Annotated in this window: 9 protein-coding genes and 2 tRNA genes; 9 read left to right on the top strand and 2 right to left on the bottom strand. The window is 62.5% G+C overall.

What is annotated here, in order from left to right:
* Positions 1-10 precede the first annotated feature (10 nt).
* A complete protein-coding gene (locus BMF89_RS17510; protein WP_078108345.1) occupies positions 11-1,456 on the bottom strand; it encodes a zinc-dependent metalloprotease in 1,446 nt (481 codons plus the stop codon).
* Between the two features lie 384 nt (positions 1,457-1,840).
* On the opposite strand from BMF89_RS17510, the gene BMF89_RS17515 reads away from it, so the two are divergent.
* From BMF89_RS17515 to BMF89_RS17555, 9 genes are all read left to right on the top strand, one after another.
* The gene (locus BMF89_RS17515) at positions 1,841-2,869 is read left to right on the top strand and encodes a S16 family serine protease (protein ID WP_078108346.1); all 1,029 of its coding nucleotides are present in this window, start codon (positions 1,841-1,843) and stop codon (positions 2,867-2,869) included.
* A gap of 135 nt (positions 2,870-3,004) precedes the next feature.
* Positions 3,005-6,004, top strand: a complete 3,000-nt coding sequence (locus BMF89_RS17520; RefSeq protein WP_078108347.1) for a UPF0182 family protein — start codon at positions 3,005-3,007, stop codon at positions 6,002-6,004.
* A 171-nt stretch (positions 6,005-6,175) separates the two neighbouring features.
* A tRNA-Met gene (locus BMF89_RS17525) sits at positions 6,176-6,249 on the top strand.
* Positions 6,250-6,436: 187 nt separating this feature from the next.
* Positions 6,437-6,510, top strand: a tRNA-Met gene (locus tag BMF89_RS17530).
* A 406-nt stretch (positions 6,511-6,916) separates the two neighbouring features.
* Positions 6,917-7,204 carry a hypothetical protein gene (locus BMF89_RS17535; RefSeq protein WP_139359725.1) on the top strand — a complete coding sequence of 96 codons (288 nt, stop codon included), beginning with the start codon at positions 6,917-6,919 and terminating at the stop codon, positions 7,202-7,204.
* A 209-nt stretch (positions 7,205-7,413) separates the two neighbouring features.
* On the top strand, positions 7,414-8,181 hold the full coding sequence (locus BMF89_RS17540) for an electron transfer flavoprotein subunit beta/FixA family protein (RefSeq protein ID WP_078108349.1): 768 nt from the start codon (positions 7,414-7,416) through the stop codon (positions 8,179-8,181).
* 14 nt (positions 8,182-8,195) lie between these two features.
* Entirely contained in the window at positions 8,196-9,167 is a 972-nt protein-coding gene (locus tag BMF89_RS17545) for an electron transfer flavoprotein subunit alpha/FixB family protein (RefSeq protein ID WP_078108350.1), read from the top strand.
* A gap of 90 nt (positions 9,168-9,257) precedes the next feature.
* The gene (locus tag BMF89_RS17550) at positions 9,258-10,190 is read left to right on the top strand and encodes a cytochrome b/b6 domain-containing protein (RefSeq protein WP_078108351.1); all 933 of its coding nucleotides are present in this window, start codon (positions 9,258-9,260) and stop codon (positions 10,188-10,190) included.
* Positions 10,191-10,240: 50 nt separating this feature from the next.
* A complete protein-coding gene (locus BMF89_RS17555) occupies positions 10,241-11,377 on the top strand; it encodes an acyl-CoA dehydrogenase family protein (RefSeq protein ID WP_078108352.1) in 1,137 nt (378 codons plus the stop codon).
* A gap of 67 nt (positions 11,378-11,444) precedes the next feature.
* Here BMF89_RS17555 and BMF89_RS17560 read toward each other — a convergent pair whose 3' ends face one another.
* Positions 11,445-12,233, bottom strand: a complete 789-nt coding sequence (locus BMF89_RS17560) for a PspA/IM30 family protein (RefSeq protein WP_078108353.1) — start codon at positions 12,231-12,233, stop codon at positions 11,445-11,447.
* Positions 12,234-12,271: the final 38 nt, after the last annotated feature.

Below are 12,271 nucleotides of genomic sequence, written 5' to 3' on the forward strand. Positions count from 1 at the left end.
TCAGGAGCGGCTATCCTTTGGGCTCTTCGGGTCCCGTGTTGTCGGGGGAATCTCCGTCTTCAGGCTTCGGAGCCTCCGGGGTGCCCTCTGTGTTCTCCTCATCCTTCGGAGCGTCGTAGCCGCCTTCAAGGAGCTTCTGCAATGCATCGTCCACCTCGGTGTCGCTGGCTTCGGCCAAGCGGCGCCGTTCGGTGAAGCCCGCCGGGTCGTCGAGGTCGTGCGCGGTGGGGAGCAGGTCGGGGTGCTGCCAGATGGCGTCGCGGCCGGCGATTCCACGTTCGTCCTTCAAAGCGGCCCAGAGCGTCGCGGCTTCGCGCAGGCGCCGCGGGCGCAGCTCGAGTCCCACCAACGAGGAGAACGCGTGTTCGGCGGGTCCTCCCGTGGCGCGGCGCCTGCGCACGGTCTCGCGGAGGGCGACGGCGGATGGCAGCACGTTCTCGGTGGCGGCGGCCGTGAGTTCGTCCACCCAGCCCTCGACCAGCGCCAGGGCGGTTTCGAGTTTCTCGAGGGCAGCCGACTGTTCGGGAGTGCGTTCGGGGGTGAATACTCCTTGGGAGAGGGCTTCTTGAATGCCCTCGGGGTTGCCGGGATCGAGGTCCCGGGCGAGATCCTCCACGCGGGACAAGTCGATATGGATGCCCCGGGCATACGCTTCAATCGCTCCGAGGAGATGGCCGCGCAGCCAAGGAACCTGCACAAAGAGCCGGGCATGTGCGGCTTCACGGACGGCGAGGAACAACCTGACGTCGTTCTCAGGGACGCTCAGGCCTTCGCCGAACTTCGCCACATTGGCTGGCAGCAACGCCATTTCGAGGTCGGCGAGTGGGACGCCGATGTCGGTGGAGCTGACCACTTCGGCGGACAGGGCGCCGATGGCCTGGCCCAGTTGCATTCCGAAGATTGCTCCACCCATGTTCTGCAACATGGACGAGGTGCCGCCCATCATGGCCTTCATTTCTTCCGGCATCTGCTGGGTCAGCGCGTCCGACAGGGCGTTGGCGATGCTGTTGGCCACCGGCTCCGTGAGCCGTTTCCACGTAGCGAGGGTAGCTTCCACCCATTCAGCGCGGGACCAAGCGCGGCCGATGAGGCCGGTTGCCTGAAGATCGGTCACCGGATCGAGCCAGAGTTCCGCGAGCCGGAGCGCTTCGTCGACCTCGCGCGCCTGCACGGCGTTCACTGAGGGATCAGTGCCGGCAGCGGCAACCCGGCGGGCGTTCTCGTGGGCGAGCTGCCAATTGACAGGGCCCTCGGAAGTGGAGCTCATCATGGCCTGTACCTGGGCGAACATTTGCTGCAGCATGTTGGGGTCGTTTGGCAGCCCTGCGGCCTTTGCCAGTTCGGCGGGGTCGATGTTGCCCATGCCTTGCCCGCCCATCAGGTTCTTCAGCATTTCTGCCAAGGGATCCACGGGTGAATCGTCTCCATTAGGAGGGGTATTGGGGTTGGAGGTCATGGTGCCGCCGATCGTCGGTGTGACTGGTGATCACTTTCAAGGTACCGCGATGGCCGGGGGCTGTCTGCCTCAGGAACGCGTCGTTCGCTCTAGGCAAAGCACGTCTGGCAGGCACAGCAAGTAGGGTGGATCGTTGGTATGTTTACTGGCCTCCACCCTGAGGGGGTCGAAACGGTAGCGTTGGGCACACAGTTCCCGGCGCGGAGAGGCCTTTCATTGACTAGTTTGCCGAGCCCCGGAGCTGCCGGGGAACCCGGACAGCCTCTCGGCCCCTCCAACCCCCAGGGCGTCCCGGCGTCGGACGGCCGTTTCGCGGCGGGGGACGCCGCGCCATCGCAGGAACCGCCCCAACCGCCACGTCGCCGGGACGGACGGTACATCGCGATGCTGGTCTCCGGCGCGCTGACCATCGTCCTCGGAATCGCCGCGGCTGTCCTCCCTGTTCCCTACGTCGTGGAATCTCCCGGTCCGACCTTCAACACCTTGGGCACCGACCACAACAAACCGGTCATCAGCATCACGGGACACGCGACATATCCCGCCAAGGGCAACCTGGACCTGACCACCGTCTACATCAACGGCGGCCCCAACGGACCCGTCAACATTTTCGAGGCGTTCCAAGCATGGCTGGACGGTTCGAAGGCCGTATATCCCGAAGAACTTCTCTATCCCAAGGGCACCACCAAGCAGCAATCCGAACAGGAAAGCGCGGTTGCGATGACCACCTCCCAGGAGAACGCCGTTGCCTCGGCCCTCCAGGAGGAAAACATTCCGTACGGGCAGAAGCTTGAAGTCGCGGGGCTGTCCGACGGCTCGGCTTCCTCAGGCAAACTCCAAGCGGGGGATGTCTTTACCTCGATCAACGGCAAGCCGATTACGTCCCTGAACGTCGTCCAAACCGCACTGGCCGACGGCGCGGGGGCGCCGGCCGCCGTCGTCGTCGACCGGAACGGCAAGCCCGTAACGGTGAGCATCACCCCGGGCAAGGGCTCAAACGGCAAGTACATCCTGGGCGTACTGCTGCAGTACAAGTTCACCTTTCCGTTCGACGTCAAGATCTCCCTGGACCAGGTGGGCGGACCGAGTGCCGGCATGATGTTCGCACTGGGCATCATCGATAGCATCACCCCCGGCGACCTCACGGGTGGCAAGCATGTGGCCGGCACGGGCACCATTTCGCCGGACGGCACCGTGGGCCCGATTGGTGGAATCGCCCAGAAAATGCGCGGAGCCCGCAATGGCGGCGCCACCCTTTTCCTGGCGCCCGCCGCCAACTGCGACGAGGTCGTGGGGCACATTCCGGACGGGCTGCAGGTAGTCAAAGTGGACACTCTGGCGGACGCAAAATCAGCCGTTGAACGACTCGCCTCGGGCCAGGACATGTCCCGCCTCCCGGCATGCTCCAACAACTAGACTGATGATGGAACTTAGCTCCACTGCCACTCGTGGCACTAATGACGGCCTCCGCCATTAGCACCCGGCACCGGGGCCGACGAACACACACGCACTGATGACCGTTAACTGACGACCAGCGATGAGGTATCGAGTTTGTCCCGTCCAGCCAGCACCAGCCCGCCCGGAAGACCGCAGCGGAGACGGGGTGCCCTCACTCCAACTTTGATCATCGTCGCCGTCGTGGTGGTGGGATTCATTTTCTTCGCCAATGTGTGGACAGACGTCCTCTGGTATCAGCAGCTGGGCTTCTTCGAAGTCTATTTCCGGGAGAACCTGGCCCGGATCCTGATCTTCCTCGCGGGCTTCGTGCTGATGGCCGTGCCGATCTTCTACGCAATCCGCGTCGCCTATCACGCACGGCCTGTCTACGCCCCGGACGCCGAGGTCAGGGACAACCTGAACCGGTACCAGGCTCAACTCGAACCTGTGCGGCGCGTGGTCATGATCGGCATCCCCGTGCTGTTCGGCCTCTTCGCCGGCAGCGCGGCCGCGAGCCAGTGGCAAGCGGTGCTCTTGTTCTTCAACCAGGTGCCGTTCGGCCAGAGCGACCCGCAATTTGGCCTGGACATCAGTTTCTATCTCATGACCTTGCCCTTCCTCGGCTTCGCCACAGGCTTCCTCATGAGTGTTGTGGTGATCGCCGGCATCGCCGGAATCCTCACCCACTATCTCTATGGGAGCATCCGGCTCATGGAGCGCGGCATCTTCACCAGCCGTGCAGCCCAAATCCACCTCGCCGTGACCGGAGCCGTTTTCCTGCTGCTGCTTGGAGCCAACTTCTGGCTCAACGTCTACGACACCGTTCAAAACCAAGGCGGTCACTGGGCCGGTGCCCTCTATACCGACGTCAACGCAGTGATCCCCACACAGACAATCCTGGCCGTTGCCGCGGGTCTGGTGGCTATCCTCTTCATTGTGGCCGCCGTGATCGGGCGTTGGCGCCTGCCGGTCATCGGCACGGCCATGCTGATCATCACGTCCATCCTCGCGGGAGGGGTCTACCCCTGGGTCATCCAACAGTTCCAGGTCCGCCCCTCTGAGCAGACGTTGGAAAACAAGTACATCGATCGCAATATTTCGATGACCCGGGCAGCGTACGGTTTGGATAAGATCCAGGTATCCCCGTACAACGCCACCACAGACGCCAAGACCGGGGCGCTTGCCAAGGATGCGCAGACCACCGCCAATATCCGGCTGTTGGACCCGAACCTGGTTTCCTCGGCGTTCTCCCAACTGGAGCAGTACCGTCCGTATTACCAGTTCCCCAAGTCTCTGAACGTCGACCGCTACACCGTGGACGGCAAGACCCAGGACACCGTGATCGCAGTCCGTGAGTTGAACCAGGACGGGCTCAACGCAAGCCAGCAGACCTGGGTCAACCGGCACATCGTCTACACACACGGTTACGGCGTCGTGGCTGCCAAGGGCAACACGGTCACCGTTGACGGCAAGCCGGACTTCCTGTTGTCCGGGATTCCGTCCATGGGTATCCTAGGCAGCGATACGAGCTACCAACCCCGCATCTACTTCGGTGAGGATTCGCCTGACTACTCGGTTGTCGGCGCCCCGGACGGTGCTCCTCAGCGCGAGCAGGACCGTCCTGCCGCCACAGACAGCACCACCGAGACGCAGTACACCTTCACCGGCAATGGTGGCCCCAGCGTGGGCAACTGGTTCAACCGCCTCCTGTACTCCATCAAGTTCCAGTCCTCGGATCTGCTGCTGTCTGACGGCGTCAATGTGAAGTCCCAGATCCTCTACGACCGCTCTCCGCGAGATCGAGTTGAAAAGGTCGCTCCGTACCTGACCGTGGATGGCAGCGCCTATCCGGCGGTTATTGATGGCCGGGTGAAGTGGATCGTGGACGGTTACACCACCAGCCAGTACTTCCCCTACTCCCAGCAGCAACAACTGCAAACCGCCACCGCTGACTCCCAAACGACCTCCGGGCGCACTGCGGTCTTGCCGAACAGCTCCGTCAACTACATCAGGAACTCGGTCAAAGCGACTGTTGACGCCTATGACGGCTCAGTGACGCTGTACGCCTGGGACGACCAGGACCCCATTCTGAAGTCCTGGCAGAAGATCTTCCCCAGCACCATCAAACCGATCTCGGAGATGTCCGGACAGCTGATGAGCCACGTGCGTTATCCGGAGGATCTCTTCAAGGTCCAGCAGGAGCTGCTTGGCCGTTACCACGTGACCAACGCGGACAGCTTCTACCAGAACAACGACGCGTGGAGCGTGCCGAACGATCCCACAGTCACTGATCCCGTCCGGCAGCCTCCGTACTACCTGTCCCTGCAGATGCCCGGCCAGACCAAGCCGGCGTTCCAGCTGACCTCCTCGTTCATTCCACAGGTAGTCAACGGAAACGCCCGGAACATCCTGTATGGCTTCCTGGCTGCCGACTCCGACGCCGGCAACCAGAAGGGGGTGAAGGCGGACTCATATGGCCAGTTGCGATTGCTCCAATTGCCCACGGATACCCAGGTTCCGGGCCCGGGCCAGGCCCAGAACAAGTTCAACTCTGATCCTGAGGTGTCGCAGCAACTCAACCTGCTCAGGCAGGGAGCTTCCGATGTGCTCAACGGCAACCTTCTGACCTTGCCGGTGGGTGGCGGCCTGCTTTACGTGCAGCCGGTTTACGTGAAGTCAACTGGCGAAACGTCCTACCCTACGCTTCAGCGAGTGCTCGTAGCCTTTGGTGACAAGGTAGGTTTCGCGTCCACCTTGGATGCGGCGCTGAAGGTCTTGTTCGGCGGCGATTCCGGTGCCTCGGCAGGAGACTCGGCCAATAACGGCCAGACCACCACCACTCCGCCGGGGAGTACTACACCCCCTGCCGCGGCGGATGCCCAGGCTCAGCTGAAGGCTGCGTTGGATCAGGCAAACAAGGCCATCCAGGATGGACAGGCTGCCCTGGCAAAGGGTGACTTCGCGGGATACGGCGCCCAGCAGAACCTTCTGTCCGCAGCAATACAGAAAGCTCTCGACGCCGAGTCGCGGCTTGGCGTCGCCCCGGCTCCGTCGGCGAGTGCAAGCCCGTCGGCGAGCCCGTTGCCGACGCCGTCCCCTTCGCCGAGCAAGTAGGCAATTCTCCAGCCGGCTGATTTCGCCCTGGCCGGGGTATGAAAGACCGGGCCAGCCCATAGTGGGTTTGCCCGGTCTTTCTTTTGATCGGGAGGCCGGGGCGAGGGAGACAGAGGTCACGTCGTTTGGATTTGGCCTGACATTCACCTGCGGGTAAAGTAGTTCTTGCGACGCGGGGTGGAGCAGTTCGGTAGCTCGCTGGGCTCATAACCCAGAGGTCACAGGTTCAAATCCTGTCCCCGCAACTGGAGAAAAGATCCGGCACAGTGGAAACACTGTGCCGGATCTTTTTTTGTTTTCCGCCGATGTGTGGCTGGGGAGGGCGGAATGGGTAGAGCGCATGCCTGGGACGGCGCCGAGTCCCAACGTGCCGCAGCCCACACCCGGGTGGTCAGAGGTGTCCTTGAATGTGCGGTAGAGTTGATTTTGCGACGCGGGGTGGAGCAGTTCGGTAGCTCGCTGGGCTCATAACCCAGAGGTCACAGGTTCAAATCCTGTCCCCGCAACTAAATAACGAAGGAGTCTGCCCGTCTGGGCGGACTCTTTCGTTTAACTCCTGCTCTTGCGGCTTTCCCGCTTTCCCGGGGGTATGGGACACAGCGTGTGTACTGCCTGGGGACGTCTTGGACACAGTCTTTGACGGCTATGCGGGCCATTCCGGGTGAATCGTTTTTCCACACGTAGAAGCGCTGAGATCCACACTGAGATTGCCGGAAAGCACACTGATTTTGGGCCATTTTGCACGGATTTTGGCAACTTCGCCCCCTGAAAGGCGCAATTTAGGGCTAGTTTCTTGGGCGGGGGATTGTGGCAGTGTTCCCCCGGGTACCGAAGCTTGACGAGTTCCAAGCGGAGCGCCGGGAACAACTCCCGGGGGCGCTCCGCGTTGGCCGGTTCGAGGAGGATCTTTCGATGAAAAAGCTTTTGAAGGTCGTGGGCGCGGCGGCGGATGGAGCGGCTGCGGGCGTCGCACTGGTTTTTGTCCTGTGTATTGCTACCGGCTTGATCGCCATCTTGACAGGTTCGCCCGTCAGTTTACCCGGATTCCTGGCGGCCGCCGCTGGAAGTGAAAACGGCGCCTTGGCCCTGGAAGCCCGGCCCACGTTTGCCGGATTCGCCGTTGTCGTTGCCTTGACGATGTTGGCCAGGATGATCCAGTTCGCCCGACGCCGGGACCCTGCGACTCCCGCTCCGCGCTGACGATCCAACCCCCTGGAGGCCGCACGCTTGAGGGACTGCGCCTGGGACGCATACCAAAGACGCATACCAAAACCGATGCGGAAAACCCCGCCCCCCGGCAGAATCACTAGGAGTTCCAAGTATTCCTTCCTTCGCTCCATGGTAAATACTAGGAGTTCCTAGTATTCTCGATTCCAAGCGTCAGCCATTTGCATCGAGGGAGCTGTTGAATGAAGATCGTCGTGCTCGTCAAACAAGTGCCGGATACGGCCGAGGAACGGAAGCTCGACCCGGCAACCGGGCAGCTGGACCGTGAGTCCACCGATTCCGTCGTCGATGAGATCAACGAGCGCGCCCTCGAAGCCGCGTTGCGCATCAAAGATGCGAACAAGGGCACTGAAGTAGTGGCCATGACCATGGGGCCCGATCAAGCCACCCAGTCGCTGCGCAAGGCCCTTTCCATGGGAGCCGATTCAGGTGTCCATATCGTGGATGATTCCCTCAGCGGCGCCGATACCGGGCGTACAGCCGCGACCTTGGCGGCAGCGCTGAGGTCCACAGGATTTGACGTGGTGGTGGCCGGGAACGAATCGACGGATGGCCGCGCCGGCGTCGTGCCTGCCATGATTGCCGAACATCTCCAGTTGCCGCTGTTGGGATCGCTGATCTCCGCGGAAATCGCCGACGACGGCGTGCGCGGCGTCCGCCAGGGCGAGGGCGGGACTCTCAACGTCCGCGCCGGACTGCCCGCCATCCTCACGGTGACCGAACGTTTCCCGGAGGCCAGGTTTCCCAACTTCAAGGGCATCCTGACGGCCAAGCGCAAACCCGTGACCACCTTGTCCGTCGCAGATCTCGGCGTCGCGGCGACCCCCAGCCGCAGCGTGGTGATCTCCACCGCTGAACGACCGCCACGCGCAGCCGGACGGAAACTCATCGATGACGGGGACGCAGCCAGCGAACTGGCCGAGTTCCTCGTCGCCAACCGACTGGTCTGAGGGAGGACAAGAAAATGTCGAACATCCTGACACTCATTGAAGTTTCCCACCGCGGCGGGATTGCCGCTTCCGCCCGCGGACTGCTGGCTGCCGCAACGACGCTGGGTTCGCCGGTCGCCGTCGTCGTGTCGGCTGCTCCCTTGGCGGACGACGACGTCGCGCGCCTCGGCGAGCTGGGCGCGGTCAAGGTCTACTCGGCTGTGACCGCTGCCGCCGGCAGTGTCTTGGTGGCACCCGCAGTGGACGCACTGAGCGGGGCCGTCGATGCCTATAGGCCGGCTGCGGTCCTCACCGCGAACTCGGTGGACGGCCGCGAAGCAGCCGCCCGGCTTGCAGTGCGGGTTGGCGGAAGCGTGCTCGCCGACGTGGTGCGCGTGCGCAGCGACAACGGAACCGTTGTCGCCCAACATTCTGTGTTTGGCGGTGCCTACACCGTCGAGTCCGTGGTGGAAGGCGGACTGCCCGTCCTCACCATCCGGCAGGGGGCGATCGAAGGGGAGGCTCCCGCGGCCACGGCAGAACTGGACACGGTGTCCCTGGAAGCCACGACGGACGCTGCCACTGTCATTGACCAGTTCAACGACGACGTCGCCGTCTCCGTCCGGCCCGAGCTGCGAACTGCCGCCACGGTGGTCTCCGGCGGACGGGGTCTGGGCTCGTCCGAGAACTTCGTGCTGGTCGAACAGCTCGCCGACGCCCTGGGGGCTGCGATCGGTGCGTCACGTGCCGCCGTCGACGCCGGTTACATAGCCCAGACGGCCCAGGTGGGCCAGACCGGCGTGAGTGTGTCCCCGCAGCTGTACATCGCACTGGGAATTTCCGGAGCCATCCAGCACCGCGCAGGCATGCAGACTGCAAAGACCATCGTGGCCATCAACAAAGACGAGGACGCGCCCATTTTCGAGGTGGCCGACTTCGGAATCGTGGGCGATATCTTCACGGTGGTTCCGAAACTCATCGAGGCCGTCAAAGCCCGTTCCAACTGACGGCGTAACAGGCTTTGGCCGCTTCGGTCCAAAGCCTGTTAGCTTGATGCGTCCCTGATTGCGAAGTTCTTCCGAGAGGTGTCTGAGAAGATGTCCACCCCCGCCAAAAAGTCGACAGCAGCCAAGAGCAAATGGTCCCAACCCCTCTGGGTGGTTCCAGGTGTGCTGCTGGTACTTTTGCTCATCGTCTTGTTGGCCAAATGGTTGACGGGCCTGTCGGGTGTGCAGTCGTTCTTGCACGACTTCCCGGGCGCCTCCAGCCTCCCCGGGAACGCTCCTGTGGGTTTCCCGGCATGGCTCGGATGGCAGCACTTCCTGAATGTCTTCTTCATGGTGCTCATCGTTCGATCCGGTTGGCAGGTCCGCACGGCCAAGAGGCCGCCGGCCCAATGGACCCGCAACAACAAAGGATTCATCCGGACCAAGAATGCGCCGACCAAGATCAGCCTGGACCTGTGGTTCCACCTGACCCTGGATGCCCTGTGGGTGCTGAATGGCATCGTCTTCATCATCGTGATTTTTGCTACCGGGCAGTGGATGCGGATCATCCCCACCAGCTGGGATGTCTTCCCGAATGCCATTTCCGCCGCCCTCCAGTACGCCTCGTTGAACTGGCCCACTGAGGACGGCTGGGTGAACTACAACGCCCTGCAGTTGCTGACCTACTTCGTCACGGTCTTCATCGCCGCCCCGCTTGCCATCATCACCGGCCTGCGCACCTCCTCTGCCTGGCCCAAGAAGGCCGGGACGGTCAACAAGATCTATCCCATCGAGCTTGCCCGGGCGGTGCATTTCCCGGTGATGGTGTACTTCGTGCTCTTCACCATCGTGCACGTCACCTTGGTCCTCGCTACCGGGGCCCTGCGCAACCTGAACCACATGTACGGCGGCAGCGACGATATCAACTGGGTTGGTTTCGGCATTTTCGCCGTATCCCTCTTGGTCATTGTGGGCGCGTGGTTCCTCGCGCGGCCGCTGTTCCTTCGCCCCGTCGCTTCGCTGATGGGCAAAGTCAGCAAGTAAAAGCATCGAATAGCTAGAAAACACCGGACAACCCGGGAAAAGGAGTGCCAATGTTTGAGCTCACGGAGGACCAGCGCGCGGTGGTCGAGATGGTGCGCGACTTCGCCACAACGGCCATCGCGCCCCACGCCGCGGAATGGGACGAGACCAAGCATTTCCCCGTGGATGTCCTGCGTGAAGCGGGCACCCTCGGCATGGGCGGCATCTATGTGAGGGAAGAGTTCGGCGGCTCGGGGCTTTCCCGCACGGATGCGGCGCTGATCTTCGAGGAGTTGTCCAAGGCAGACCCCACCATCGCGGCCTACATTTCGATCCACAACATGGTGGTGTGGATGATCGACGCCTTCGGCAACGATGAGCAACGGGCGCAATGGGTGCCGCAGCTCGCATCCATGGAGGCGCTGGGCAGTTACTGCCTCACGGAGCCCGGGGCCGGTTCGGACGCCGCCGCGCTGAGCACCAAAGCAGTGCTCGACGGCGACAGCTACGTTCTCAACGGCACCAAACAATTCATTTCGGGCGCGGGAGTTTCCAGTGTCTACGTGGTCATGGCACGGACTGCGGACACAGGAAGCCAGGGCATTACCGCAATCGTTGTGCCTGCGGACGCGCCGGGACTGTCCTTCGGTCCGAATGAAAAGAAAATGGGATGGAACGCCCAGCCCACCCGGCAGGTCATCTTCGAAAACGTACGCGTCCCCGTGGCGAACAGGCTTGGCGAGGAAGGCACCGGATTCGGCATAGCCATGAAAGGCCTCAACGGAGGCCGGGTCAACATGGGCGCTTGTTCCCTGGGAGGTGGCCAGGCGGCCCTGGAGAAGTCCATCGCCTACCTCAAGTCACGATCGGCTTTTGGCGGCCCGCTCATCAACCAGCAATCCCTGCTGTTTGATATCGCCGACATGGATACGGAACTCGAAACCGCCAGGACCCTTGTCCTCCGGGCCGCAGACGCCTTGGATCGCGGCGCTCCGGACACCGTCAGGTTATGCGCAATGGCCAAGCGCGTCGCTACGGACGCCGGTTTCAATGTCGCCAACAAGGCCATCCAGCTGCATGGCGGCTACGGCTACTTGTCCGAGTACGGCCTCGAGAAGATTGCCAGGGACCTGCGCGTCCACCAGATCCTGGAAGGCAGCAACGAAATCATGCGACTCATCGTTGGACGGCTCGCTGTCGGGGCATAAAGCGCGTAACAAAAACGAATGGCCGGACCTCCTGGAAACTGGAGGCCCGGCCATTCGTTTGGCTGGACTAGAGCTTGTCGAAGTCTGCTTCGTCCACAGTGTCATCTTCCGGAGCAGCAGCGCCGGCGCCGATCGCGGCCTTTGAACCACCCGACTTCAAGGCGGCCAACCGGGCCTCGATCTCCGTCTGCTCTCCAAGGTCCTCAAGCTGGTTGAATTGTGCGTCCAGGCTGGAGGCCGCCAGCTCCTGCTGGCCGAGGACCTTGGCTTCTTCGCGGCGGATCTTCTCTTCGAAGCGGCCCACCTCGCTGGTGGGATCCATGATGTCGATGCTCTTCAGGGCGTCGTGCACCTGGGTCTGCGCAGCGACCGTCTTGGAGCGGGCAACCAGCTCGTTGCGCTTGCTGGTGAGCTCGTTGAGTTTGCCCTTCATCTGGTCGAGGCCGCTCTTGAGCTTGTCCACGACCTCCGACTGGGAGGCGATGTTGGGCTCGGCCGCCTTGGCCTCGTTCTCGGCCGACATCTGGCGCTGGATGGCCACCTTGGCAAGGTTGTCGAACTTCACTGCGTCGGTTGCGTTGCCGGCCGCACGGTACTCGTCCGCCTTGCGGGAGGCTGCGAGGGCCTTGTTGCCCCAGTCCTGGGCGTTCTTGATGTCCTCGTTGTAGTCGGCCTGGAGCATGCGGAGGTTCCCGATGGTCTGCGCCACGGCGGATTCGGCCTCGGCGATGTTGTTCGAGTAGTCGCGGACCATCTGGTCCAGCATCTTCTGGGGGTCCTCAGCCTGGTCGAGCAAGGCATTGATGTTCGCCTTGGCGAGCTGTGCGATCCGCCCGAAAATGGACTGCTTAACCATGGTGTTGCCTTTCGTCCTGCTCAGTGGTGCCCACTGAA

Source organism: Arthrobacter sp. SRS-W-1-2016 (assembly GCF_002009585.1).
GTDB classification, from domain to species: domain Bacteria; phylum Actinomycetota; class Actinomycetes; order Actinomycetales; family Micrococcaceae; genus Arthrobacter; species Arthrobacter bambusae_A.

Excerpts from the sequence above, each read along its gene's own strand:
- BMF89_RS17510 (WP_078108345.1), bottom strand. The coding sequence starts at position 1,456 with ATGACCTCCAACCCCAATACCCCTCCTAATGGAGACGATTCACCCGTG.
- BMF89_RS17515 (WP_078108346.1), top strand. The coding sequence starts at position 1,841 with ATGCTGGTCTCCGGCGCGCTGACCATCGTCCTCGGAATCGCCGCGGCT.
- BMF89_RS17535 (WP_139359725.1), top strand. The coding sequence starts at position 6,917 with ATGAAAAAGCTTTTGAAGGTCGTGGGCGCGGCGGCGGATGGAGCGGCT.
- BMF89_RS17540 (WP_078108349.1), top strand. The coding sequence starts at position 7,414 with ATGAAGATCGTCGTGCTCGTCAAACAAGTGCCGGATACGGCCGAGGAA.
- BMF89_RS17545 (WP_078108350.1), top strand. The coding sequence starts at position 8,196 with ATGTCGAACATCCTGACACTCATTGAAGTTTCCCACCGCGGCGGGATT.
- BMF89_RS17550 (WP_078108351.1), top strand. The coding sequence starts at position 9,258 with ATGTCCACCCCCGCCAAAAAGTCGACAGCAGCCAAGAGCAAATGGTCC.
- BMF89_RS17555 (WP_078108352.1), top strand. The coding sequence starts at position 10,241 with ATGTTTGAGCTCACGGAGGACCAGCGCGCGGTGGTCGAGATGGTGCGC.
- BMF89_RS17560 (WP_078108353.1), bottom strand. The coding sequence starts at position 12,233 with ATGGTTAAGCAGTCCATTTTCGGGCGGATCGCACAGCTCGCCAAGGCG.